Below are 23859 nucleotides of genomic sequence, written 5' to 3' on the forward strand. Positions count from 1 at the left end.
CATCCCGGCGAAAGCCGGGACCCAGTTCTTTCGCTCGGCAGTGCGTGGGGACAAGGCTGTGCGAACCACACCGACCTTTCGCCCAAAGCACTGGGTCCCGGCTTTCGCCGGGATGAGCGGAGTATAAGTCAGTCCAGCTGACGGGCTTCCTCGGCCAGCATGATCGGCACGCCTTCGCGGATCGGATAGGCCAGTTTGGCGCCGACGGAGATCAGTTCGCCCGCGTCGCGGTCGTAGGTCAGCTTGCCGCGCGTGACCGGGCAGACCAGCACCTCCAGCAAGCGGGGATCGACGGAGACGGGCGTGTTGAAGGCGTCACTCATTGTTCTGGGCCTGTCGCGCTTTGCGCTACTTGAGGGTTCTTTAGGGGGCTACCGCGCTTCGCGCTACTTGAGCCCGTCATTGCATGGACGGCGCCGCGTCGTCACCGGCGTCGGCGGCGTCGATGCGGAGCAGGGCGGTCAGGGCCTCGGCGCGGGGCAGCAGGCCCATGGCCTCCAGAAGGGCCTGTTTCTCGGCCGGTTCGAACGGCAGGGCCATCGACAGGCTGTTGATCAAGGCCTCCATCGGCGCGCTCTCGGCCGTATCCCAGTCGATGTCCAGCAGCCGGTGGGTCATGTAGGCGCGCAGGGCGTCGAGGAAGGCGTGGCGGTCGAAGTCCGGCTCTTCCGGCGGGGGCGCCAGATCGTCCTCATAGGCGTCGAAGGCCGCGCGCACCTGGCGATAGGGCGCCTTGGACGGCAGTTCGGCGGCGATGCGGAACCGCGACACCCCGGTCAGGGTGATCAGATACCGACCGTCCGAGGTTTCCGCAAAACCGGTGATCCGCCCGGCGCAGCCGACCGGCGACAGGCCGGGCAGGGCCGGAGTCCCGCCCTTGGGCTGGACCAGGCCGATGATCCGGTCCCCGGCCATGGCGTCGTCCACCATGTTGAGATAGCGCGGCTCGAAGATGTTCAACGGCAGCTGGCCGCGCGGCAGCAGTATGGCCCCCTCCAGCGGGAACACCGGGATCACCTGCGGCAGATCGAGGGCTCGAACATAGCCTTGAGGCATCATGTCTCCTTGGCCTATCGCCCTGCGGGCTGCTTGAGGCCGGTGTTTTGGCGCCTACGAGAAAAGAATGGAGGACAGGCGGCGACGCCCGTCCTTGGCGACGTCGGAACTGACGCCGGCCGCGTCGAAGATGACCAGCAGCTGCTTGCGGGCCGCCTGGTCGTTCCACTCGCGATCGGCCTGGATGATGTGCAGCAGATTATCGACCGCGCCCTTGAAGTCGCCGGCCGCGCTCTGGGCCTCGGCCAGGTCGAACCGGGCCTGGTGGTCGTCGGGGTCGGCCGCGACCTTGGCCTCAAGCTCGGCGGAAGCCCCGGTCGGCGCCTTGGCCGCCAGGGCCAGTTGCGCGCGCACGCTCTGGACCGCCGGCTCCTTGGAGTCCTGGGGGGCCATGGCGATGGTCTGGGCGGCCTGTTCGGCATCGCCGCTCGCCAGATAGACCCGCGCCATGCCGGCGACGGCCTTCTCGTTCTCGGGCTCGATCGACAGGACGTGGGCGAAGGCCTGGGCCGCGCCGCCGAAATCGTTCAGGCCCAGCGATTCCTCGCCCAGCTCCAGCAGTTGCGCCGTTTCGGTCGAGCCCCCGGCGCCGCCGGTCAGCTTGTCGATGAAGGCCTTGATCTGGCTGTCGGGGATCGCGCCCTGGAAGCCGTCCACCGGCTGGCCGTTGACGAAGGCGTAGACAGTGGGGATCGACTGCACCCGCAGCTGGCCCGCATAGGCCGGGTTGGCGTCCACATCGATCTTGACCATCTTCACCGCCCCCTTGGCGGCGCGCACGCCCTTCTCCAGCGCCGGACCCAGGGTCCGGCACGGCCCGCACCAGGTGGCCCAGAAATCGACGATGACCGGCTGATGCTTCGACGCCTCGATGACGTCGGTCATGAAGGAGGCGTCCGTGCCCTCCTTGATCAGGTCGCCCGAGAGAGTGGGGTCCAGGGTGGGGTCAGCGAAGGTCATGTCGGGGGTCCGTGCTGGGTCGAAGGATCGTAACGGCTCAGATGGCGACGGGATGCGCCGGCATCAAGCGGCGAATTGACCCGCTGCGACCCGGGGCGGCGCCCCGCCGCGCGGAATTCAGACTCGGCCTGCGGAAAAACACCGTCTGAATCGTCTGAATCGTCTGAAATCCCCCGTCTCACGCCCGGCCTCGCCGCGCCGCTGCATCCAGATGGGGCGCCGGGCGCGCGGTTCAAGCGGCGAAAGACGTCTTCGCCCGCTGGCCGGGCGGTCCTAGTGCTGGTTTTCCGGCAGGCGCACGACCAGGCCGTCCAGGGCGTCGGACACGCGGATCTGGCACGACAGCCGGCTGTTGGGCTCGACCTCTTCGGCGAAGTCCAGCATCGACTCCTCCATGGCCGAGGGTTTGCCCGTCGCCTCGCGCCAGGCCTCGTCGACATAGACATGGCAGGTGGCGCAGGCGCAGGCCCCGCCGCAATCCGCATCAATCCCCGGCACATTGTTCCGGATCGCGCCCTCCATGACGGAGAGCCCCGGTTTCACGTCGACGACGTGCTCGGTTCCGTCATGCTCGATATAGGTGATGCTGGCCATGCGCCGCTCATATCAAGCCGGGGGGATGGTGCAAGGGCGGATGGGGAGAAGGCTCATCCGCGCGGTCAAGCGAAGGCTTTTTCGGCATCCGCCAGCTCTCTAACGCTAAAACCGTAAAGCTCGCACACTAGAGAATCGAGTTCGAACTCCTCGTTTGAGATCTGGTCGCGTAGGTCCCGCGCAACGATGGCCGCAGGCCCCTGCGCCAGCTTCTGGTGAGCATCTGCGAGCGTGTCGTGCAGCTCAACGATGCGATCATGGATTTTGACGTCTTCCAGCTTCGTCCAGTTAATCCTTCGTATGGGCATCTGACTGACCGCATTGTCAAAATACTCCCGAATACCATTACTCTTGAGCTTCCCGATTCCCTTAAATCTGAGATTCAGGAGCCTAGAGTTTAAGAGTCCGCAGATATATTTTAGGTTCTCTTTCTGGCTCGCTGGAAAAATCACGGTCGTGTCCGTTAGTCCGACGAAGCTGAAGTCTTCATCAATCGCGAACCGGTTCTCCTTGGCGAGATATGGACAGACGATGCGAGGACCACCGTACAGCTCCTTCTGCAGGGGCCAAGTCCACCGCCACCACTCGCAATTTCCGCGAATGAAGGCGGCGCGCTCCTCAAGATGTCTCCGCTCGCTCTCTAGGTATTTCTTCACACCGGCTGGCAGCGACGCAAACGTTGGAACGTCCTCAAGGTAGATCATAAGCTCCTCGCGATTGAGGATATGGAAGCGCTGGATATCCGTGTTCCGTACGCGCAGGCGGACTTGGGTAGGCTTGGCACCCATGGCGTCAATATTGGCCCTAGTCTTTCCACCGAAGACAGAATTCAACCCCGTCTGCATCCCCTGCCCAAGCTTGCATAGCCGGGAAAGCGGCTCGCCCGACTTGTCGATACGGGCAAACACGGCTGCTATATCTGTGTTTGATAACCTCCAGGGGGCCGACGAAAGATTCGCGCGGGCAACGTCGAAGCGGGCTAGCTCATCGCTTTCCGCCAGGAACTTTTCCGTCCGATCTGTCGGCGCGATCGACCCTGAAACCTTGACGACGCGTGTCTGTTTTGGCCGCTTTCTCTTAGAAAGGACCACCATTGCGGTCGCGATACCGACCCCATCAAAGACGGGGAAGTTCTGGAAGTCGAAGATTTCGAGGACACCTGAATGCGTTGACAGGTAGCGCCGAACTTTCTCAGCCTTCACAGCCTCAAGGAACGCCCGTGAAACGATGAACCCAACACTGCCTTGGGTGATGTCCACCCCCTTGGCCAAGAAGTAGTAATATATATCCGTCTTGTCGGTATGGATATCAGGATAGATGGCCTTCAGTGCACTCGTCTTATGGTCGCCAGCACCCCACGTCTTGTCAATACTGAAGTAGGGAGGATTACCAACAACCGCGTCAAATCCGCCTGATTTAAAAACACTCGGGAACCGGCTCTTCCAATCGAATGTGTTCACCGTGTAGCGGATTTCGGGATTCAACATATCGGCAGGATAAAGCGAATTATACTCTTCTCCGATCAGGGAGTTTCCGCACTTTATGTTGTTGCCAAGATCTGGCAGCACTCGATCCTTAAAAAGATCCATCTGCTTAGCTATTGCGTCGGAGTTCTCTCCCTCAAGCACTTTCAAAAGAAGAGAAAGTTTCGTTACCTCAACAGCTTGAGGATCGATATCAACGCCGTACACATGATCCAACAGGATTCGCTTGCGCTCGGCGATCCTCAGCCTCCAACCTCCCTCGCTTTTATAGATCGTCGCGTCTTTTCCTTTTGAATAGGTTTTTTCACTGCTGACATATTGGGCGAGATACCAGTCCAACAGCTTTTGGTAGACCTCGATGAGAAACGAGCCGGATCCGCATGCGGGATCGACAACGCGATAGGGTGCTGAGGCCTTCTTCCCCTTGCCGGAGATGTCGGTCACTTGGGAGACAGCGAGGTCAGCGCCTACGGTGGAGTTGACGAGATACCTGACGACGTAAGATGGCGTGTAGAAGACCCCGCCGGCCTTCTTAACCTCCGGCTTCACTTCGATTTCGGCCACGCCCGCCGTAAGCGTGATTACCTTCCCTAAGAAGCGCTCGTAAACCTGGCCGAGGACGTCGGCGGGCATTTCTGAGAACTCGTAGGGACTGTCGGGATAGTACAGGCCGTCTATGATGGGCTTAAGTGCCCTGTCTGATATCTTGAGGGCAGGTGCGACCTCGTCGACCTCGGCATCCTCCGGATGCTGCTTGATGAGGTGGAACAGGCCGGAATTGTATCGACGATCGGCTTCTCTGAAAGACTCTATAAGGCGCTTGTAGATATGCGCTTTCGTGGCAGCATCCCTGAGCCGCCCATACTTCTCGATGCCGCGATCTTCCGCTATTCGGAGAAACACGATGCGGTCGATCAGGGCTTGGACGGCCTGGTTGAGCGCGCGGATATCGAGCCCGCGGTTATTTGACGCGATGTCGATCGCGAGTGCGCTTCTCCAGGACTCGATTTCTTCCAGAAACTGGTTGTCGATCGTGGTGCTGCCACGCCGTGCTCCGGCACCGGCGGCGAACTTGCCAAAAGTTCCTTTCTGGATACCCTCCGGCGAGAGCAACTCGTAAATCTCGTCCCACTTCGCCTCGTAGTCCGCGTAGCTGTAGAACTTAGCGCGAGCCTTCTTTGCAGTGTCCGTTTTCGCCGGCTTAGCGGCCGCGTCATAGATCGCGAGGCTCTCGAAGTTTGTTAGAACGCAGAGGCTGAGCTTGGCGCTCCAAGCATAGCGCCGGATTTGGAAAGCGGCCGCGCCATCGTTGGCAATGTTGATCGAAGGCTTTTTGGCTTCGAGCTGGAACTTGCGAATGCCGCCGATGCGAAACGCATAATCGGGAGCCTTCGATTTGCCTTCGACCCGTACGCGGTCTTCGTGGATCACCTCGCGGTACTCGTCGGAATAGCCCTTCGAGTTGGCCATATCCCAACCGAGTAAAGTGAACAGCGGGTCGATAAGCTCGATACGAGCCTGCGTCTCGTTAAAGGTCGTCTTTCTGAAATCGTCGCGATTCGCTGCATACCGCGCAACGAGATCCAATAGTTGTTTCGGTGCTGACACCTGCTCCTCCCGAGCGATCACTCGTCGCGATTGTAGCCGGTGACAACAATCAAAGGCGAGGAGAATGCTGCTCGCTGACTTTCGCAGTGTGGCGCAGGCCGACGAGTGTCCAGAGGACAAGTCCAACCGCGCTGTCGCAAACTGAGATATGCCATCTGCTCTCCAAGCGGCAAATGTCTGCAATCTGTCAGCGTGAGAAGGTCCGCTTTTGGCCCAACCCGCCCCTCACGCCTCCGCCGCCACATACACCCAAGCCTCCACCCCCGCCTGCGTCGTCACGCGCACCCGGCGATAGGCCTCGCCTTCATAGGCGTCGGCGGCGGTCAGGTCGGCGGGGGTCAGGGGGTAGAGGCGGCCGGGGACGGGCGGGGCGTCGTCCGTCGTCGGGATCAGGATCGGATAGTGGGTGAGGCCGGTCTCGGCCGTGACCTGAGTGTCGTCGACGGGGAGGTCGTCGCCGGGGATGTGCGACAGGCGAAAACCGCTCAGTCGGTCCGGGGCGCCCGGCCCCAGTTCACGGCCGAAGACGGCCGTCTGGACCGCCGGGTCCTGCAGCGTGCCATAGGCGAACAGCAGGACCTCAGCGGTCATCGGAGCATCGGCGGCGTTTAGGCCGCCTGTCGCTTCCGGCTGGGCGAAACCATCAGCTTCTTGGTTTCGGCGATGGCCTTGGCCGGGTTCAGGCCCTTGGGGCAGACCTGGGCGCAGTTCATGATGGTGTGGCAGCGGTACAGTTTGAACGGGTCTTCCAGGTCGTCCAGACGCTTCTGCGTGGCGTCGTCGCGACTGTCGGAGATCCAGCGATAGGACTGCAGCAGGGCCGCCGGGCCGAGGTATTCCTCCTGGTTCCACCAGTAGCTGGGGCAGGAGGTCGAGCAGCAGGCGCACAGGATGCACTCGTACAGGCCGTCCAGCTTCTCGCGCTCGGCCGGGGTCTGGAGCCGTTCCTTCTCGGGGTCGGGCTCGTCCGACTGGAGATAGGGCTGGATCGAGTCGTACTGGGCGTAGAACAGGCTCAGGTCCGTCACCAGATCCTTGACCACCGGCTGGTGCGGCAGGGGGGCGATGGTGATGTTGTGCGACTCGCACTCGTCCCAGCCCTTGGTGCAGGCCAGGGTGTTGCGCCCGTCGATGTTCATCGAGCAGGACCCGCAGATGCCTTCGCGGCAGGACCGCCGGAACGACAGGGTCGGGTCGATGGTGTTCTTGATGTGGATCAGGGCGTCCAGCAGCATGGGGCCGTGGTCGCCGGTCGGAACCTCATAGACGTCCCAGCGCGGGTCCGCATCGACCTCGGGGTCGTAGCGATAGACCTTGTAGGTGCGGACGTCCTTGGAGCCGGGCGCGGCCTTGTGGACCTTGCCCTTGGTGGGCTTGGAGCCGCGGGGGAGGGAGAGTTGAACCATCTGCGTTCGACCTCAGTAAACCCGAGCCTTGGGCTCGATGTACGCGATGTCGTCGGACATCGTGTAATTGTGCACGGGGCGGTAGTCGATCTGGACCTGCTCGCCCGGACGCTTCCACGCCAGGGTGTGTTTCATCCAGTTGGCGTCATCCCGATCCGGATAGTCCTCGCGGGCGTGGGCGCCGCGCGATTCCGTGCGGTTCAGCCCGCTCTCGATGGTGACGACGGCCTGGGCGATCAGGTTGTCGTACTCCAGCGTCTCCATCAGGTCGGTGTTCCAGATCAGGCCGCGATCCGTGGTCTTGATGTCGGCGCCGGCGGCGTCGATGGCCCGCAGCTTGTCGGTGCCCTGTTGCAGGGTCTCGCCGGTGCGGAACACCGCCGCGTCGGCCTGCATGGCGCGTTGCATGGACAGGCGCAGCTCGGCGGTCGGGGTCGAGCCGTCGGCGAAGCGGAAGCGGTCCAGGCGGGCCAGGTGGGCGTCGGTCTGGGCCTTGGAGGCGGACGGCACGGCCGAGGCCTTGTCCACCACCTCGCCGCAGCGCAGGCCGACGGCGCGGCCGAACACCACCAGGTCGGTCAGGGAGTTGGAGCCCAGGCGGTTGGCGCCGTGCACCGAGACGCAGGCCGCTTCGCCCACGGCCATAAGGCCGGGCACCACGCTGTCGGGATTGCCGTCGCGCAGCGTCAGGACTTCGCCGTGATAGTTGGTCGGGATGCCGCCCATGTTGTAGTGGACGGTCGGCAGGACCGGGATCGGCGCCTTGGTCACGTCGACGCCGGCGAAGATCTTGGCGCTTTCGGAAATGCCCGGCAGGCGCTGGTGCAGGATCTTGGGATCCAGGTGATCCAGGTGCAGGAAGATGTGGTCCTTGTTCGGGCCCACGCCACGGCCTTCACGGATCTCGATGGTCATGGAGCGGCTGACCATGTCGCGCGGGGCCAGGTCCTTCACGGTCGGGGCATAGCGCTCCATGAAGCGCTCGCCTTCCGAGTTGGTCAGGTATCCGCCCTCGCCGCGCGCGCCCTCGGTGATCAGGCAGCCGGCGCCATAGATGCCGGTCGGGTGGAACTGGACGAACTCCATGTCCTGCAGCGGCAGGCCGGCGCGCAGCACCATGGCGTTGCCGTCGCCGGTGCAGGTGTGGGCGCTGGTGGCGCTGAAATAGGCGCGGCCGTAGCCGCCGGTGGCCAGAACCACCATCTTGGCGCGGAACTGGTGAAGCTGGCCGTTGTCGAGCTGAAGCGCCGTCACGCCGGTGCAGGCCTGAGTTCCATCAGACTGGGCCTGCATGATCAGGTCGAGCGCGAAATATTCGACGAAGAACTTCACTTCCCGACGCACCGACTGGCCGTACAGGGTGTGGAGGATGGCGTGACCGGTGCGGTCGGCGGCGGCGCAGGTGCGCTGCACCGGGCCTTCGCCGAAGTTGCGGGTCATGCCGCCGAAGGCGCGCTGATAGATCTTGCCTTCGTCGGTGCGGCTGAAGGGCACGCCCCAGTGTTCCAGCTCGTACACGGCCTTGGGCGCGTTACGGACCAGATATTCGATCGAGTCCTGGTCGCCCAGCCAGTCCGACCCCTTGACGGTGTCGTACATGTGCCATTGCCAGCTGTCCTCGCCCATATTGCCCAGCGAGGCGGAGATGCCGCCCTGGGCCGCGACCGTGTGGCTGCGGGTCGGGAAGACCTTGGTGACGCAGGCGACCTTCAGCCCCTGCTGGGCGGCGCCGAGGGCGGCGCGAAGGCCGGAGCCCCCGGCGCCGACGACGACGACGTCGTATTCGTGATCGATCAGTTCGTAAGCGGCCATCAGCTAATCAGGCTCCGAAACCAGCGGGCAGGGGCGCCGAACCCAGCGCCATCCGCACGATGAAGAACACGCTGGCGGCCGCCAGCACGAGGAAGACCAGGTTCAGCAGCGCCACGAGCGCCTTGCGCGTTCCCGGCTGGGGCACATAGTCCTCAAGGATGACCTTCCAGGCCACGCTGACGTAGCCGAAGAAGACCACGGCCGTCAGCGCCAGCAGGCCGGCGTTCAGTCGGTTGGCGAACCAGTCCTGCATGGCGTCATAGCCGGCGCCCGTCAGGGTGAAGGCGGTCGAGGCGACCCACAGGCCCAGCGGCAGCACGACGGCCAGCAACACCCGCTCGGCCAGCCATTCGCCGGCGCCATGGCGCTCGGAAATCTTGACGTTGTTCTTGAACCGGGCCCCGTTCCCTTTGACTTGACCGCTCACAGCGAAACCCTCCCGACGGCGAACAGGACGACCCAGAACAGGATCGCCAGCGGAACCGGCGCCCAGACCGCGATGCGCGACAAGATCGTGGACGACTTGATGGTCAGGCCATTGCCGGTGTCGTTGATCGTGTGACGCGTCCCGTTCAGGATGAAGGAGAACAGCACGACCGTCAGGCCGAAGCCGACGAACAGGCCCAGCGGCGACCCGGCCAGGGCCAGGGCGGCCGCATAGGCGTCCGGTCCGAAGGCCAGGGCCCCCAGCCAGGCGACGACGATCAGCGCGCCGACGGTGGCGGCGATGATGGTGGCCCGGAACAGGATGGAGGCCGCCATGGTGACGTGCCAGCGCCAGATGCCGATGTGGGGCGAAAGCGGTGTGACGTGACCGTTGGGCTGGGTGACGAAACGACCGGTCCGGTCGCTAGAGGCGCCACCCGAGGTCGGGCTGGGCTGGGTCATGCGAATGGTTCTCAAAAGCGAATGAATTCAATCGCCGTGTGCGGTTGCGAAGGCTTTTGTGTCTCTAGAACGACGGTGTCAACGGACCGTGACCAACATCGCGAATTCTTGCCGCCTGTGGCCTGTTCCGTGTCGTGGCCGTCGGATTTGCGCATGATCGATCCACGCTCTGTCTCGGATCGAGGATTTACGCGGGCGGCCGGGAATTGGATTTTTCCGATCTGGCGGCGCTGCAAGCCCGTCTCCGATCTCGCCATGTCCAATCCGCCACCCTATATGTGACGAATGACCGAGATCACGCCCCGCCCCGTCCTTCGCCTGCATCCCGCCCATCGCGACGACATCGGCGACCTGACGACGCGCCGCCCGGTGCCCGGTCCGGGCCTGGACCAGGTCGATCCCTTCCTGTTCCTGAACCACCACGGGCCCCAGACCTATGCGCCGGGCAACGCCGGCCTGCCGTTCGGCCCGCACCCGCACCGGGGGTTCGAGACCGTCACCTTCATCCTGGACGGCGAACTGGCTCATAACGACTCCGGCGGGGGCGAGAGCATCATCAAGGCGGGCGGGATCCAGTGGATGACCGCCGGCTCGGGCCTGATCCACGCCGAACTGTCGCCGGCCGATTTCAAGCGGAACGGCGGGCCGATGGAGATCCTGCAGCTGTGGGTGAACCTGCCGTCGCGGCTGAAGATGACCAAGCCCGACTATGTGGGGCTCCAGGCCGCCGACATCCCCACCTTCACCACCGAGGGCGGCGTGGTGGTCGAGCCGGTGTCCGGCGAATGGCTGGGGGTCAAGGCGCCGATCCAGTCGCTGATCGACATCCATCTGGCCGTCGTCCGCCTGCCCGCCGGCGCCCGGTTCCAGGCTCCGGTCGCGCCCGGCCGCACCGTCTTCTTCTATGCGGTCAAGGGCCAGGTCTCCGTCGCCGGAACCCCCGTGCCCGAATGGAACCTCGCCGCCCTGGGCGAGGGCGACACGGTCGAGATCACGGCCCAGACCGACGCCGTCGTCCTGCTGGGCCACGCCGAACCGATCAACGAGCCGGTCTTCAGCCACGGCCCCTTCGTCATGACCACCCGCGAGGAAATCATCCAGGCGATCGAGGACTACCAGTCCGGCAAGTTCGGCCCGCCGCCGAAGATGTGAGGCGCATGAGAGGGGCGGTTCATCGAACCGCCCCTCGCCGATCAGTAAGGCCAGTCGGGTGGCAGATACGGCCCCATCTCCGAGCAGACGAACATAGGCGTCTCGTCGTAATAGGCGGTGGGGATGTTGGGCCTTATGACGTAGATGTTGTTGCCGCTTTTGCGGCATGTGTCCCAAGCTGTACCAAGCTGCTGAGTCTTGGCCGCATCGGCGTAGTAGACATAAGAATAGGCCACGTGACTAGGATCCCAGGAACTCTGGACCAGGGCCTCGGCAGGGCCGAAAGCCACCGTCGTCGTGGCGACCGTCGCGATCGCGATGGCGAGGTTTTGAACGCGTTTCATTTCAGTCCTCTCAAGAGGCGCGAAATTGCGCGCTTCGAACGTGTGCGTCAATCAATCACAAGTTCAACTCACATGTTTTGACCTCTCGCAGGTGTCAGCACCCGACCTTAGAGCAGCTATCCAGGACGTTGCCGATCATCACCAGCCAAAAGGCGACGACCACCAAGGGCACCAGTAGGAGAGTGCGCAGACCTTTGCGGCCATTATTCCGAACATCAAAAACCACGAGTGCGATCCAAGCGCCAGCTATCGCAATTTGAAGGTAAAGCCAGGGCGGCTGCGCTATTGGGAAAATGTAAAACAGCATTGCCATCACCCTGATTGGACTCGTGACAATCGACGGCTAGCGCCCTGTGCGCAATGTCCGCAACGGGTCGGTTTGCGAAACCGGCCTTAGCCCTGAAATCCGACCTTGGCGTTGACGCAGGTGGACCTGTCGGCCTCCCGGAATCCTCAGAAACCGATCGTCACCGACGGCGCGCTACGCCGCGCCTCGCCATGGTGCACAGCTTCGATGTTGTTGCCGTCGGGATCAAGCACGAAAGCGGCGTAGTAGCCCGGATGATAGGCCCGCTCGCCCGGCGCGCCGTTGTCGCGTGCGCCATGGGCCAGCGCCGCCCGATAGAAGGCGTCGACCGTCGCGCGGTCCTTGGCCTGAAAGGCCAGGTGATGCCGACCCGTCAGGACGCCCCGGCTCTCCGCGCTTTCCGGCGAGGACACGACGAGTTCATCGGCCCAGAAATAGCCGTCGGTCGTATCGATGACGGGAATCTCCAGCACGTTCAGAACAGCCGTGTAGAATTCCCGACTGAGCTGGAGATCACGGACGACCAACTGGATGTGGTCTATGAGCCGACCGCGATGCAGTTGTGTCGTTCCCATGGCCTGTCCTGTTTCCCTGGCGTCGCGAAATCCGAGTTTCGAACCGACATGTGTGACGCCGCAGAATGGTGCTCCGCGGAAGGATCGCCTTGATCTTTCGCAAAGCGATCATTCCCCCGGCTCGACCGCGACGGGCGCGGGGCGGGACCAGATGATGCGTTCCCCGACAAAACCCTATATGACGCCGGTTCCTTGCGACGACCGAGCCGAAGACACGCCCAAATGCCCAGCCTGAACGAGATCCGCGCCACCTATCTGAACTTCTTCGCGGCCGACGGCCACGAGAAGGTGCACTCGGCGCCGCTGGTGCCGCAGAACGATCCGTCGCTGCTGTTCGTCAATGCGGGCATGGTGCCGTTCAAGGACTATTTCACCGGCGCGTCCAAGCCGCCCTATCCGCGCGCCACCTCGTCTCAGAAATGCGTCCGCGCCGGGGGCAAGCACAATGACCTGGACAATGTCGGCTACACCGCCCGCCACCTGACCTTCTTCGAGATGCTGGGGAATTTCTCCTTCGGCGACTATTTCAAGGAACACGCCATCGACCGGGCGTGGAAACTGGTCACGCAGGAGTTCGGCCTGGACGCCAAACGCCTGCTGGTCACCGTCTATATCGACGACGACGAGGCCGCGGCGATCTGGAAGAAGGTCACCGGCTTCGGCGACGATAAGATCATCCGCATCGCCGGCTCCGACAACTTCTGGGCCATGGGCGACAGCGGTCCCTGCGGTCCCTGCACCGAAATCTTCTGGGACCACGGCGACAAGATCCCCGGCGGCCCTCCCGGCTCGCCGGACGAGGACGGTGATCGCTACGTCGAGATCTGGAACAACGTCTTCATGCAGTTCGAGAAGGAGAACGACCAGATCGTTCGCACCCTTCCCAAGCCCAGCGTGGACACCGGCATGGGTCTGGAGCGGATGACCACCGTGCTCCAGGGCGTGCATTCGGTGTTCGAGACCGACCTGTTCAAGACCCTGATCGCCGCTTCGGAAGACGCCACCTCGACCAAGTCGGACGGCGAGCGCGCCGCCAGCCACCGGGTCATCGCCGACCACCTGCGCTCCTCCTCCTTCCTCATCGCCGACGGCGTCACCCCGTCGAACGAGGGCCGGGGCTATGTGCTGCGCCGGATCATGCGCCGCGCCATGCGCCACGCCCACCTGCTGGGCGCCGCTGATCCGCTGATGCACCGCCTGGTCCCGACCCTGGTGGCCCAGATGGGCGACGCCTATCCCGAACTGGCCCGCGCCCAGCCCTTCATCGAGGACACGCTGAAACAGGAAGAGGTCCGTTTCCGCACCACCCTGGGCCGGGGCATGGCCCTGTTCGACACGGCGGTTCAGGGTTTCAAGCCGGGGGACATGCTGGACGGCCAGACGGCCTTCACCCTGTCCGACACCTATGGCTTCCCGCTGGACCTGACCCAGGACGAAGCCCGTCGTCGCGGCTTCTCGGTCAATGTCGACGGCTTCGAATCCGCCATGGCCGAACAGCGCCAGCGTTCGCGCGAACACTGGAAGGGCTCGGGCCAGACCGCCAACACCAATGAATGGCTGGCGATCCGCGACCGCGTGGGTCCGACCGTCTTCACCGGCTACGACAACATCGAGGGTTCGGGCGAGGTCCTGGCCATCATGAACGGCGGCGCTCCGGTCGAGACGGCCGAGGCCGGCGACATCGTCGAGATCCTGTTCGACAACACCCCCTTCTACGCCGAGAGCGGCGGCCAGACCGGGGATCAAGGCACACTGGAATGGCCCGGCGGGGAAGCCGAGGTTCTTGACGTCAAGAAACACGCCGGCGACCTGCATGTCCTGTCGGCCCAGATCACGGCCGGGACGCTTGAGATCGGCGCCCGCGTCGCCCAGCTGGTGGACGCCGACAAGCGTATGACCACCCGCGCCAACCACTCGGCCGCCCACCTGCTGCACACGGCGCTGAAGAATGTGCTCGGCCCGGCGGTCGCCCAGAAGGGCCAGTTGGTCGACTCTGAGCGCGCCCGTTTCGACTTCAGCCACGGGGCGCCCGTGACCGAGGACGAGCTGGCGGCCATCGAGGCCGAGGTCAACGCCGTCATCCGCCAGAACGTCCCGGCGGAGACCAGGCTGATGGCCCCGCAGGAGGCCATCGAGGCCGGCGCCATCGCCCTGTTCGGCGAGAAATACGGCGACGAGGTCCGGGTTCTGACCCTGGGCCGTTCGCTGGTCAGCGATAACGCTCCCTATTCGGTCGAACTGTGCGGCGGCACCCATGTGGCCCGCACCGGCGACATCGGCCTGTTCAAGATCGTTCAGGAGACCGGCGTCGCCGCCGGCGTCCGCCGCATTGAGGCCCTGACCGGCGAGGCGGCCCGCCTCTATCTGGAAGCCCAGGCCAAGGTGACGCGCGGCCTGGCCCGCGACTTCAAGATCCAGACCCAGGACGTGCCCGGCCGGGTCGAGGCCCTTCAGGGCTCGGTCAAGACGCTGGAGAAACAGGTCGCCGAGCTGAAGAAGCAGCTGGCCCTGGGCGGGGGCTCGGGCGCAGCCGCGGCGCCCGAAGAGATCGGCGGGATCAAGCTGATGGCCCGCGTCCTGGACGGCGTGGACGGCAAGGGCCTGCGCGGCGTGGCCGAGGATTTCCGCAAACAGGTGGGAACCGGCGTCGTCGCCCTGATCGGCGTGACCGAAGGCAAGGCCGCCGTCACCGTCGCCGTGACCTCGGACCTGACCGACCGCGTCAACGCCGCCGACCTGGCCCGCGCCGCCGTCATCGCCATGGGCGGCCAGGGCGCCGGCGGCAAACCCGACTTCGCCCAGGGCGGCGCCCCGGATGGATCCAAGGCTGAAGACGGTCTGGCGGCGGTGCGGGCGGCCCTGGCGGGCTGAGGCCCGTCAGCCCATCGGATCCGGCGTCAGGTCCACCCCCGCCAGTTTCCAGTCGAACATCCCGCGGCGCTCCAGGATCAGCACCAGGGCGTCGTCGGGCCGATCATCGCGCGTCAGGGTGACGGCGAAACGGTCGAACCCGCGATAGGCCCAGGACTGGTGGATTTCGGACTTGGGCGCGGCCGGGGTGTCCGTTGCGGGCACGGGCCGCTCCGGCCGGGGCTTTTCGCCGGACCGGACCATGGCGGCGACGGCCTGGGGGGTGACGAAATTATCGACGGCCCCGTCCACCAGCGACGGCGCCAGCAGCATGCCCAGGGCGGCCAGACCCGTGTCGTCCCCCGCCCGGTGGCGGATCTCCAGGGCGGCCCGGGCGTTCAACTCGCTCTTCAGACTGGCGCGGAAGGCGGGAAAATCGACGCGGCGTTCCAGTCCCGCCGCATCCCCGGTGCGCGCCGCCCGGATCAGGCCCTGGGCGGCCACGAAGGGCGAGACGAAACAGGCGATCAGCAGGCCTGCGGCCACGGCGGCCAAAAGCCCGACGACGATCTTCTTCAGCATAGGAACTCCATCCTGACTCAACGCGGACTCCGGCGGGCCGGTTGCCTCAGCGCGGGGCGGCGGCCGTCTTGCCGGGAACGGGAACGGGAGTGACGGGCGCGGCCACGGCCGGCGCCGCGCCGTCCGGCAGGCCGATTTGGACCAGGATCCACTCAAACGGCCCCCGGCGCTCGAAGGTGAAGATGGTGCGCGATCCGCCCTGGTCCGCCACCGCCATCCGCGCCCGGTTCACGCCCCAGAAGATCGGCTTGGGCCAGGGTTGGGGCGCATCGTCCGCAATGGCGGTCGCGGTCATGCTAGACCGTTGGCTGGCGTACCGGCCCTCGCCGCGCGTCAGGGCCGCCAGGGCGGCCGGGGTCAGATAGGCGTCCACGTCCGGCCCGTTCAGCACCGGGTTCCGCTCCATCTGGCGCCGCACGGCCCCGATGGGGTCTTCCAGGAAGGAGGGCGCGGGCGCCAGGGCCTGGGCCTTTCCGGTCAGCTGCGGCCGCAGCGACTGGCGCACGGCCGCAAAATCGATCAGTCGCGCCAAGCCCTGCACGTCTCCCGCCTCGGCCGCAGACCGGATGGCGAAGAAGCCAACGGCCGGCGCGGCGAAAAAGGCCACGGCCGCGGCCACGACCGCCAGGATCAGAAGATTGCCGAACAGTCGTTTCACGAAGCCTCCCCCACGCTGGAACCGATCATGCACGGCCTCCGCGACGACGCAATGAAAAGCCCCGCCGGATCGTTCCGGCGGGGCTCTCTTTTGGTGGTCCTATCGCGCTTCGCGCTGCTTGAGGACGTTCGTTTGTCCTACCGCGCTTCGCGCGGCTTGAGGACGGGCTCAGCCGACGTCGGGCAGGGCGGTCTTCAGGTTCTCGGCGACCTTGTCGAGGAAGCCCTCGGTGGTCAGCCAGCCCTGTTGGTCGCCGACCAGCAGCGCCAGGTCCTTGGTCATGAAACCGGCCTCGACCGTCTGGACCACAACCTTTTCCAGGGTGTCGGCGAACGTGCCCAGGGCTTCGTTGCCGTCCAGCTTGGCGCGGTGCTTGAAGCCGCGGGTCCAGGCGAAGATCGATGCGATCGAGTTGGTCGAGGTGGCCTCGCCCTTCTGATGCTGGCGATAGTGGCGGGTCACGGTGCCGTGGGCGGCCTCGGTCTCCAGCACCTTGCCGTCCGGCGTCATCAGCACCGAGGTCATCAGACCCAGCGAGCCGAAGCCCTGGGCGACCACGTCCGACTGGACGTCGCCGTCATAGTTCTTGCACGCCCAGACGAAGCCGCCCGACCACTTGATCGCGGCCGCGACCATGTCGTCGATCAGACGGTGTTCGTAGGTCAGGCCCTTGGCCTTGAAGTCCTCGGCGAATTCGGCGTCGAACACTTCCTGGAACAGATCCTTGAAGCGGCCGTCATAGGCTTTCAGGATGGTGTTCTTGGTCGACAGATAGACCGGGTAGCCGCGTTGGAGGCCGTAGGACAGCGAGGCGCGGGCGAACTCACGGATCGACTCGTCCTGATTGTACATGGCCATGGCCACGCCGGCGCCGGGGGCCTTGTAGACCTCGTGCTCGATCACTTCGCCGTCGTCACCGACGAACTTGATCGTCAGGGTGCCGGGTCCGGGCATCAGGAAGTCGGTGGCCTTGTACTGGTCGCCGAAGGCGTGGCGGCCGACGACGATGGGCTGGGTCCAGCCGGGCACCAGGCGCGGCACGTTCGAGCAGATGATCGGCTCGCGGAAGACCACGCCGCCCAGGATGTTGCGGATGGTGCCGTTCGGCGACTTCCACATCTTCTTCAGGCCGAACTCCTTCACCCGCGCCTCGTCCGGGGTGATGGTGGCGCACTTCACGCCGACGCCGTGCTTCTGGATGGCGTGGGCCGCGTCGATCGTCACCTGGTCGTCGGTGGCGTCGCGGTGCTCCATGCTCAGGTCGTAATAGTCCAGATCGAGATCCAGGAACGGGAAGACCAGCTTGTCCTTGATCATCTGCCAGATGATGCGGGTCATTTCGTCGCCGTCGATGTCGACGATGGGGTTTTCGACCTTGATCTTGGCCATGCGTGAGGTCCGCCTCTGAACTTTGGGGAATGATATCGTGGCGGGGATATAGCGGGGCTGGGCGTCCGCGCAAACCCCGCCGTCCGTTAACCCTGCTCGGAAAAAACCTGACGGCGAGGTTGAACCCGCGTCACGGGTTTCGGCTTGTTAGACCCCAAGGGCCTGACCGGTCGCAGCGGCGGACGACGGAATGACGGATGAAGAGCGCGAACTCGTCGAGCGGTGGATCATCACCTTCTGCGAGGCGCCGCCGGTGATCGATGTGGAACTGATGCGACGGCTGATCGCTGAACAGCAAGCGACGCCGCAAGGAGTTCACCCATGCCAGCCAAGACCTTCAGGACCGGCGACCGCGTAAGGTGGGATCGCAGCCAGGGCGCATCCGTCGGCAAGGGGGCAGGACGATCACCGCCGAAACCCACATCAAGGGGCACAAGGCGGCGGCGTCGTCCGATAATCCGGAGTATGTCGTCGAGAGCGCAAAGACCGACGCCCGCGCGGCGCACAAACCTTCGGAGCTGAACAAGGCATGAGGACCATCGATCTGTTGCGGGGCGTCGCCCTTTCGGCGCTGGCGGCGTCTGCGCTCGCCGTCGCGGCCTGCGGCGACAAGGACGCCGCTCAGAAGGCGGGTTCGCCCCAGGCCCCGGCCTCTTCGACGCCGCCTGCCGCCGCCCCGGCGCCCGTGCTGCAGACCCGCAGCGAGACCCGCCAGTTCAAGGACTGGCGCGCCACATGCGGCAATGACGGGACCTGCTGGGCCTTCGGCTTCGCGCCCGAATTCGCCGCGGGCTGGGTCCGCATCGCCCTCCAGCCCGGCCCTGACGCCAGGCCCGAGGTCAACTTCGGCTATTGGCCCGACGGGGACGCGCCCGCCTCGCGCCAGATCGGCCTGGCGATCGACGGCCGCACCTTTGCGGCGACCCTCAACGACGACGGCGACAGCCAGGCCCCGGTCGGCCTGATCCGCACCGACGCCCGTCCTGTCATCGACGCCATGGCCCAGGGCAAGTCCATGGTCGTTCGCGGCGCCTCTACCCAGGCGGTGTCGCTGAACGGGGCGGCCGCCGCCCTGCTCTGGATCGATGAGAAACAGGGCCGCCTCAACACGCCCACCGCCCTGATCCGTCGTGGCGACCGTCCTGCCTCCACCGTCCCCGTCGCTCCGCCCCTGCCGACGGTCATGCCCGCGCCGGCAGTGGATCAGGCGGGCTTCGGCGACGTGAACCAGCGCGTGCCCGCCGCCCTTCGCGCCCGCACCGAGGTCGGCACCTGCCTGAAGGAATCGGCCATGCCGGCGGTCAGCGACATGGTGATGTCCGCCCGGCTGGACGCCCGCACCGAGCTGTGGGGCGTGCCCTGCGGTGCGGGGGCCTATAATGTCACCCACAACTGGTATCTGACGGGGCCGGATGGTCGCGACCCGCGTCCGGCGATCCTTGCCGGAACGGCCGGACCCGGCGCCGACCCGGTCATGCCCGACAACTCCACCGTCAACGGGGCGTATGATCCCAAGACCCGCACACTGTCGGCCTTCGCCAAGGGGCGCGGCATCGGCGACTGCGGCTCGGCTCAGACCTGGGCCTGGACGGGCGACCGCTTCGTCCTGACGCAGGAGAGCACGATGGGGGAATGCGCGGGCGTGCCGTCCGACTTGTGGCCCGTCGCCTGGCGCACGCGGTGAACGACCCGGAGGTCCTGATCATCGGCGCGGGTCCGGCCGGTCTGACGGCGGCGACCTATCTCGGGCGGTTTCGTCGGCGGACCGTGGTGATGGACGCCGGCGCGCCGCGCGCCTGCTGGATCCCGCTCAGCCACAATATGCCGGGCTTTCCGGCTGGCATCACGGGCGCCGATATTCTGAAGCGGATGCGCGAACAGGCCGAGGAATACGGCGCCGTCATCAGGCCGGGTCGGGTCGAGAGCCTGGTCCATGACGGCGAAGACTTCATAGCCCAGGTCGAGGGGAGATCCATCCGCGCCCGCGCCATCCTGCTGGCCACGGGCGTCGTCGATCATCACCCCGACTTGCCGGGCGTGGAGCGCGCGGTGCAGAAGGCGCTGGTCCGCATCTGCCCCATCTGCGACGGCTATGAGGCGACCGGCAAGGCGGTCGCCGTCATCGGCGACAGCGACAAGGGCGCGCGCGAGGCCGCCTTCATGCGCACCTATTCGGACCGGGTGACCCTGATCCACATCGGCCCGGCCGCCGCCCTGACCCGTCGCGACGAACTGGACCGGCTGGGCGTCGAACTGGTTCTGGCCCCGCTTGAGGCCATCGATATCGAACAGGACCGGGTGACCGCCCTGAGCTATGGCGGCCAGAGCCAGACCTTCGATCTCGTCTATTCGGCCCTGGGCACGTCGCCCAACGCCGAACTGGCGCAGGGCCTCAAGGCCCGGCTGGCCTCCGACGGCCGGCTGGAGGTCGATCTGCACCAGGCCACCAGCGTGCCGGGTCTCTACGCCGCCGGCGACGTGGTGCGCGGCCTCAACCAGATCGCCGTCGCCACGGCCGAGGCCGCCGTCGCCGCCACCGACATCCACAACCGCCTGCGCCGCATCGACGGCCTGACGGTCTCCGACTAGGCCCCGACTAGACTAAGCCTGGGTCGCCACCCAGCCGTCCACGATCCGCTCCAGCACCGACAGGGGCACGCCGCCGGTGGCCAGGGCCGTGTCGTGGAAACCCTTCAGGTCGAACCGGTCGCCAAGGCTGGTCCTGGCCTTCTCGCGCAGGCGGACCCATTCGTTGTGGCCGACCTTGTAGGCGCAGGCCTGGCCCGGCCAGCCGCAATAGCGTTCGACCTCGGACACGGCCGCGCCTTCCTGGTCGCCATAGGCCTCCATCATGTACTGGATGCCCTGTTCGCGGCTCCAGCCCTTGGAATGGATGCCGGTGTCCACCACCAGACGGGCGGCGCGGAACATCAGCGACTGGACATAGCCGATCTGGCCGACCGGATCGTTCTCATAGGCGCCCAGTTCGTCGGCCAGCTGTTCGGCGTACAGGCCCCAGCCCTCGACATAGCTGGAGAAGCCCAGCAAATTCATTAGCTTGGGCGCGGCCGCGCTCTCCTGTTGCAGGCTGATCTGCAGGTGGTGGCCCGGCGTCGCCTCATGATAGGTCAGGGTCGGCAGGGTCCAGGACGGCCATTCCGCCGTGTCCTTCAGATTGATCCAGTAGATGCCCGGCCGCGTCCCATCCAGGCTGGGCGAGTTGTAATAGCCCATCGGAGCGCCGGCTTCGATCTCGGGCGGGACGCGCTTGATCTGGACCGAGGCCTTGGGCAGGCGGCCGAAGGCGCCGGGCAGACGGGCCTGCATGTCGGCCATCTGCTCGTTCAGCTTTTCGATCAGCTCGGCCTTGCCCGCGTCGGTGTTGGGATAGACGTATTTCGGATCCTGACCCAGGGCGCGGATCCGTTCGGCCACCGATCCCTGCGTCAGGCCCTGGGCCTTCAGCAGGCCGTCGGCGCGGGCGGTCAGCTCGGCCATCTGCGCGCGGCCGGTGCGGTGAATCTCGTCGGCCGTCAGCCGCGTGGTGGTGATGAAGCGCAGGCTGTTGGCGTAGTACTGCTGGCCCTGAGGCAGGCGACGCACCGAGGCCTCGTGGCCGGCGCGGGGCAGGGCGGCCTTCAGCAGGGCGTTCTGAGCCGACAGGGCCGGATAGACCCGCTGCGCCAGCAGGGTCTCGACCTGGGCGCCCCAGTCGCCGGTCAGTCCCTTGGCCCTCGCTCGATCCGCCACCGAGGCGACCAGGGGCGAGGCGGCGGCGTTCGTGGCCAATATGCCGTCCTGCTGGGCGATGGCCTTGGCCAGGATGAAGTCCGGCGGAATGACGCCCAGGGCGTACTCCTCACGCAAACGGTCCGTCTCGGCGCTCAGCACGTCGGCGAAGGCGTTGACGCGCGCCACATAGGCGTCGGCGTCGGCGGCGGTCTCGATCGTGTGCTGGTTGGCCAGGAAGTCCGGCGTCGACTGATAGGCGCCGCCCTGCTGGCTGACCCGATAGGGGTTGGGCCAGCCGCCCTGGCCATAGGGGATGGCGAAGGTGGCGATCACCCCGTCCAGATTGTCGGCGATGGTGTCGTAATAGATGCCGTCCTGGGCGTCCATGGACGTGCGGTCCATGGCGCTCAACGCGGCGCGCTGGGCCTTGGTGAAGGCGCGGAACTTCTCCTCGTTCTCCAGGGTCGGGGCGGTCAGCTGGGACTTGGCGGCGGCGCGCGGGCCCTTGTCCAGACCGAAGGCGGTGACGGCCTCGGGGCTCAGGTCCAGGGTCTGTTCGAAGGTCTGGTCCATGAAGCCGGCCAGGGCGGCCTTGGCTGCGGCGGCGTCGCCGGCCGGGGCGGTTCCGGCAAAGACCTGTCCCCCTGCGGCGGCCAGGCCCGCCCCGGCTGCGGCGGACAGAAGAAGGCGGCGACGGTCGATCATGGAAGGCCCCTGCGAAGATGTCGGCCGCAATGGAGCGCCGAGAGCCGCAGGCCGCAAGTGAAATTGCAGACAGGCTCGATCCCAACGGGGAGGACAGGCGATCGCGTCAGCGAGCGTCAGGCGGGGGCGACTCGGTGTCTGAAGCTGAGCCGGTCATCACCGCCGTCGGAGTCGCCCCCTCCTGGTCGCTGAGCGACCTGTCCTCCCCACGCGCCTGCGCGCGGAGAGGTGAAGATTATCCCGCCGCCTTCACCGCCGCCGAAACCTCGGACACCACCCGTTTGACCAGGGCGGCGTCGTCGCCTTCCGCCATGACGCGGATCAGCTTTTCCGTGCCCGAGGGGCGGACCAGCAGCCGCCCCTGGCCGTTCAGGGTCGCCTCGGCCTCGGCGATGGCGGTCTTGACCGTGTCGCTCTCCAGCGGCTTGCCGGCGGTGTAAGGGACATTCTCCAGACGCTGCGGCACCGGGTCGAACTGGCGGGCCAGTTCGCTCATCGGCTTGCCGGAGTCCACCAGAACGGCCAGCACCTGCAGCGCCGCCATCAGGCCGTCGCCGGTGGTGGCGTGGTCGTGCAGGATGATGTGGCCCGACTGTTCGCCGCCGATGTTGAACCCGCCTTCGCGCATCCGCTCCATCACATAGCGGTCGCCGACCTTGGTCCGCTCCAGCGTCAGGCCCTCGGCCTTCAGCCGGCGCTCCAGCCCCAGGTTGGACATGACGGTGGCCACCACGCCGCCGCCGGTCAGCAGGCCGCGTCTGGCCCAGTCCAGCCCGACGAGAGCCATGATCTGGTCCCCGTCCACCACCTGGCCCTTTTCGTCGCAGATGATCAGCCGGTCGGCGTCCCCGTCCAGGGCGATGCCGATGTCGGCCCGGTAGCGTTTGACCGCCTCGACCAGGGTCGCCGGATGGGTCGAGCCGCATTCGGCGTTGATATTGGTTCCGTTCGGGGTCACGCCGACCGGGAAGACCTCGGCGCCCAGTTCGAACAGGGTGGTGGGCGCGACCTTGTAGCCGGCGCCGTTGGCGCAATCGACGGCGATCCTCAGGCCTTGCAGCGTCAGGCGTTTCGGGAAGGCCTGTTTGGCGATCTCGATATAGCGGGCCTGGGCGTCGTCGATCCGCTTGACCCGGCCCAGCCTGTTCGACGGCGCCAGCCCCTGGTCCAGGCCGTCGTCCATCAGGGCCTCGATCTTCAGCTCGATCTCATCCGACAGCTTGTAGCCGTCCGGGCCGAACAGCTTGATGCCGTTGTCGGCGTAGTCGTTGTGCGAGGCCGAGATCATCACCCCCAGGTCGGCGCGCATCGACCGGGTCAGCATGGCCACGCCCGGCGTCGGCACGGGACCGAAGGTGCGCACGTCCATCCCCACCGAGGCGAAACCGGCGACCAGGGCCGGCTCGATCGTATAGCCCGACAGCCGGGTGTCCTTGCCGATCACCACCAGATGACGGCGGTCATCCCCGGTGCGGAACAGTTTGCCCGCCGCCAGGCCGACGCGCAGCGCGACCTCGGCTGTCATCGGATAGGTGTTGGCGCGCCCGCGAATGCCGTCGGTGCCGAAATATTTCCTGTCGCCCACGGGCTGGTCCTTCGTCTGGCGGTTCCCGAACAGGAAACCTTCCGAAACCCCTTTTTAGGTGCGGTCCGTCCTAAGATTGCATAGACGGCCGGTGGGGGCTGGTGCGTGGCTTAGCCCCGGATCGCCGTCTGTGCAAAGCGGCGCCCTTCTGTTTCCCTCTTCCTCGGAGTTC

General features: G+C 65.7%; 23 protein-coding genes. 6 read left to right on the plus strand and 17 right to left on the minus strand.

Translation table 11 applies throughout. From position 1 onward, the window contains the following. Positions 1 to 128: 128 nt before the first annotated feature. The 10 genes from ACP7CK_RS09465 to sdhC form a co-directional block, all read right to left on the minus strand. On the minus strand, positions 129 to 323 hold the full coding sequence (locus ACP7CK_RS09465) for a Trm112 family protein (protein WP_008261770.1): 195 nt from the start codon (positions 321 to 323) through the stop codon (positions 129 to 131). Between the two features lie 76 nt (positions 324 to 399). Continuing rightward, positions 400 to 1056, minus strand: a complete 657-nt coding sequence (locus ACP7CK_RS09470) for an LON peptidase substrate-binding domain-containing protein (protein ID WP_369733966.1) — start codon at positions 1054 to 1056, stop codon at positions 400 to 402. Positions 1057 to 1110: 54 nt separating this feature from the next. Next, positions 1111 to 2016, minus strand: coding sequence for a tetratricopeptide repeat protein (locus ACP7CK_RS09475; protein WP_426025836.1), 906 nt, complete (start codon positions 2014 to 2016; stop codon positions 1111 to 1113). A 273-nt stretch (positions 2017 to 2289) separates the two neighbouring features. Next, positions 2290 to 2610: a 2Fe-2S iron-sulfur cluster-binding protein gene (locus tag ACP7CK_RS09480; protein ID WP_008259676.1), complete on the minus strand. Its 321-nt coding sequence runs from the start codon at positions 2608 to 2610 to the stop codon at positions 2290 to 2292. Positions 2611 to 2675: 65 nt separating this feature from the next. Beyond that, on the minus strand, positions 2676 to 5702 hold the full coding sequence (locus ACP7CK_RS09485; RefSeq protein ID WP_426025837.1) for an Eco57I restriction-modification methylase domain-containing protein: 3027 nt from the start codon (positions 5700 to 5702) through the stop codon (positions 2676 to 2678). 225 nt (positions 5703 to 5927) lie between these two features. Then, positions 5928 to 6293: a gamma-glutamylcyclotransferase family protein gene (locus tag ACP7CK_RS09490; RefSeq protein ID WP_426025838.1), complete on the minus strand. Its 366-nt coding sequence runs from the start codon at positions 6291 to 6293 to the stop codon at positions 5928 to 5930. A gap of 17 nt (positions 6294 to 6310) precedes the next feature. Then, positions 6311 to 7108, minus strand: a complete 798-nt coding sequence (locus ACP7CK_RS09495) for a succinate dehydrogenase iron-sulfur subunit (RefSeq protein WP_035310651.1) — start codon at positions 7106 to 7108, stop codon at positions 6311 to 6313. 12 nt (positions 7109 to 7120) lie between these two features. Further along, positions 7121 to 8920, minus strand: a complete 1800-nt coding sequence (gene sdhA / locus ACP7CK_RS09500; protein ID WP_035310652.1) for a succinate dehydrogenase flavoprotein subunit — start codon at positions 8918 to 8920, stop codon at positions 7121 to 7123. 7 nt (positions 8921 to 8927) lie between these two features. Beyond that, on the minus strand, positions 8928 to 9347 hold the full coding sequence (gene sdhD / locus ACP7CK_RS09505; protein ID WP_154726779.1) for a succinate dehydrogenase, hydrophobic membrane anchor protein: 420 nt from the start codon (positions 9345 to 9347) through the stop codon (positions 8928 to 8930). Beyond that, the gene (gene sdhC / locus ACP7CK_RS09510) at positions 9344 to 9808 is read right to left on the minus strand and encodes a succinate dehydrogenase, cytochrome b556 subunit (RefSeq protein ID WP_081836258.1); all 465 of its coding nucleotides are present in this window, start codon (positions 9806 to 9808) and stop codon (positions 9344 to 9346) included. The genes sdhD and sdhC overlap by 4 nt, the downstream gene beginning before the upstream one ends. 285 nt (positions 9809 to 10093) lie before the next feature. Between sdhC and ACP7CK_RS09515 the strand changes: the two genes are divergently transcribed. After that, positions 10094 to 10960 (plus strand): pirin family protein, encoded by an 867-nt coding sequence (locus ACP7CK_RS09515; protein ID WP_426025839.1) that lies wholly within the window; start codon positions 10094 to 10096, stop codon positions 10958 to 10960. A 41-nt stretch (positions 10961 to 11001) separates the two neighbouring features. On the opposite strand, the gene ACP7CK_RS09520 is transcribed toward ACP7CK_RS09515, so the two are convergent. After that, positions 11002 to 11304: a hypothetical protein gene (locus tag ACP7CK_RS09520; protein WP_292147964.1), complete on the minus strand. Its 303-nt coding sequence runs from the start codon at positions 11302 to 11304 to the stop codon at positions 11002 to 11004. A gap of 453 nt (positions 11305 to 11757) precedes the next feature. Continuing rightward, positions 11758 to 12186, minus strand: coding sequence for a VOC family protein (locus ACP7CK_RS09525; protein ID WP_426025840.1), 429 nt, complete (start codon positions 12184 to 12186; stop codon positions 11758 to 11760). A gap of 222 nt (positions 12187 to 12408) precedes the next feature. Between ACP7CK_RS09525 and alaS the strand changes: the two genes are divergently transcribed. Beyond that, complete coding sequence (alaS, locus tag ACP7CK_RS09530; protein WP_426025841.1) at positions 12409 to 15057, plus strand: alanine--tRNA ligase; 2649 nt, start codon at positions 12409 to 12411, stop codon at positions 15055 to 15057. Positions 15058 to 15063: 6 nt separating this feature from the next. Here the strand turns inward: alaS and ACP7CK_RS09535 are convergent, their stop codons facing one another. The 3 genes from ACP7CK_RS09535 to ACP7CK_RS09545 all read right to left on the minus strand — a co-directional run bounded on the left by ACP7CK_RS09535 (position 15064) and on the right by ACP7CK_RS09545 (position 17665). Further along, positions 15064 to 15618, minus strand: a complete 555-nt coding sequence (locus tag ACP7CK_RS09535; protein ID WP_154726775.1) for a DUF2939 domain-containing protein — start codon at positions 15616 to 15618, stop codon at positions 15064 to 15066. Between the two features lie 46 nt (positions 15619 to 15664). Then, complete coding sequence (locus ACP7CK_RS09540) at positions 15665 to 16276, minus strand: DUF2939 domain-containing protein (protein WP_426025842.1); 612 nt, start codon at positions 16274 to 16276, stop codon at positions 15665 to 15667. A gap of 168 nt (positions 16277 to 16444) precedes the next feature. After that, entirely contained in the window at positions 16445 to 17665 is a 1221-nt protein-coding gene (locus ACP7CK_RS09545) for an NADP-dependent isocitrate dehydrogenase (protein WP_008258947.1), read from the minus strand. Between the two features lie 190 nt (positions 17666 to 17855). Here ACP7CK_RS09545 and ACP7CK_RS09550 point away from each other — a divergent pair, with 190 nt between their 5' ends. From ACP7CK_RS09550 to ACP7CK_RS09565, 4 genes are read left to right on the plus strand one after another with little or no spacing between them, the layout of a single operon-like run. Then, entirely contained in the window at positions 17856 to 18023 is a 168-nt protein-coding gene (locus tag ACP7CK_RS09550; RefSeq protein WP_426025843.1) for a hypothetical protein, read from the plus strand. Between the two features lies 1 nt (position 18024). Continuing rightward, positions 18025 to 18198, plus strand: a complete 174-nt coding sequence (locus ACP7CK_RS09555; protein WP_426025844.1) for a DUF2945 domain-containing protein — start codon at positions 18025 to 18027, stop codon at positions 18196 to 18198. Beyond that, positions 18195 to 19349, plus strand: a complete 1155-nt coding sequence (locus tag ACP7CK_RS09560; protein WP_426025845.1) for a DUF1176 domain-containing protein — start codon at positions 18195 to 18197, stop codon at positions 19347 to 19349. The genes ACP7CK_RS09555 and ACP7CK_RS09560 overlap by 4 nt, the downstream gene beginning before the upstream one ends. Further along, positions 19346 to 20254, plus strand: a complete 909-nt coding sequence (locus ACP7CK_RS09565; protein ID WP_426025846.1) for an NAD(P)/FAD-dependent oxidoreductase — start codon at positions 19346 to 19348, stop codon at positions 20252 to 20254. The genes ACP7CK_RS09560 and ACP7CK_RS09565 overlap by 4 nt, the downstream gene beginning before the upstream one ends. 12 nt (positions 20255 to 20266) lie before the next feature. Here the strand turns inward: ACP7CK_RS09565 and ACP7CK_RS09570 are convergent, their stop codons facing one another. Further along, positions 20267 to 22102 (minus strand): DUF885 domain-containing protein, encoded by a 1836-nt coding sequence (locus ACP7CK_RS09570; protein ID WP_372705915.1) that lies wholly within the window; start codon positions 22100 to 22102, stop codon positions 20267 to 20269. A gap of 235 nt (positions 22103 to 22337) precedes the next feature. Further along, on the minus strand, positions 22338 to 23687 hold the full coding sequence (gene glmM / locus ACP7CK_RS09575; protein ID WP_426025847.1) for a phosphoglucosamine mutase: 1350 nt from the start codon (positions 23685 to 23687) through the stop codon (positions 22338 to 22340). Positions 23688 to 23859 lie beyond the last annotated feature (172 nt).

The organism is Brevundimonas sp. TSRC1-1 (assembly GCF_049898245.1).
Lineage (GTDB): Bacteria > Pseudomonadota > Alphaproteobacteria > Caulobacterales > Caulobacteraceae > Brevundimonas > Brevundimonas mediterranea_A.

Coding starts and splice junctions, on each gene's coding strand:
- ACP7CK_RS09465 (WP_008261770.1), bottom strand. CDS start 323: ATGAGTGACGCCTTCAACACGCCCGTCTCCGTCGATCCCCGCTTGCTG.
- ACP7CK_RS09470 (WP_369733966.1), bottom strand. CDS start 1,056: ATGCCTCAAGGCTATGTTCGAGCCCTCGATCTGCCGCAGGTGATCCCG.
- ACP7CK_RS09475 (WP_426025836.1), bottom strand. CDS start 2,016: ATGACCTTCGCTGACCCCACCCTGGACCCCACTCTCTCGGGCGACCTG.
- ACP7CK_RS09480 (WP_008259676.1), bottom strand. CDS start 2,610: ATGGCCAGCATCACCTATATCGAGCATGACGGAACCGAGCACGTCGTC.
- ACP7CK_RS09490 (WP_426025838.1), bottom strand. CDS start 6,293: ATGACCGCTGAGGTCCTGCTGTTCGCCTATGGCACGCTGCAGGACCCG.
- ACP7CK_RS09495 (WP_035310651.1), bottom strand. CDS start 7,108: ATGGTTCAACTCTCCCTCCCCCGCGGCTCCAAGCCCACCAAGGGCAAG.
- sdhA (WP_035310652.1), bottom strand. CDS start 8,920: ATGGCCGCTTACGAACTGATCGATCACGAATACGACGTCGTCGTCGTC.
- sdhC (WP_081836258.1), bottom strand. CDS start 9,808: ATGACCCAGCCCAGCCCGACCTCGGGTGGCGCCTCTAGCGACCGGACC.
- ACP7CK_RS09515 (WP_426025839.1), top strand. CDS start 10,094: ATGACCGAGATCACGCCCCGCCCCGTCCTTCGCCTGCATCCCGCCCAT.
- ACP7CK_RS09520 (WP_292147964.1), bottom strand. CDS start 11,304: ATGAAACGCGTTCAAAACCTCGCCATCGCGATCGCGACGGTCGCCACG.
- ACP7CK_RS09525 (WP_426025840.1), bottom strand. CDS start 12,186: ATGGGAACGACACAACTGCATCGCGGTCGGCTCATAGACCACATCCAG.
- alaS (WP_426025841.1), top strand. CDS start 12,409: ATGCCCAGCCTGAACGAGATCCGCGCCACCTATCTGAACTTCTTCGCG.
- ACP7CK_RS09535 (WP_154726775.1), bottom strand. CDS start 15,618: ATGCTGAAGAAGATCGTCGTCGGGCTTTTGGCCGCCGTGGCCGCAGGC.
- ACP7CK_RS09545 (WP_008258947.1), bottom strand. CDS start 17,665: ATGGCCAAGATCAAGGTCGAAAACCCCATCGTCGACATCGACGGCGAC.
- ACP7CK_RS09550 (WP_426025843.1), top strand. CDS start 17,856: ATGACGGATGAAGAGCGCGAACTCGTCGAGCGGTGGATCATCACCTTC.
- ACP7CK_RS09560 (WP_426025845.1), top strand. CDS start 18,195: ATGAGGACCATCGATCTGTTGCGGGGCGTCGCCCTTTCGGCGCTGGCG.
- ACP7CK_RS09570 (WP_372705915.1), bottom strand. CDS start 22,102: ATGATCGACCGTCGCCGCCTTCTTCTGTCCGCCGCAGCCGGGGCGGGC.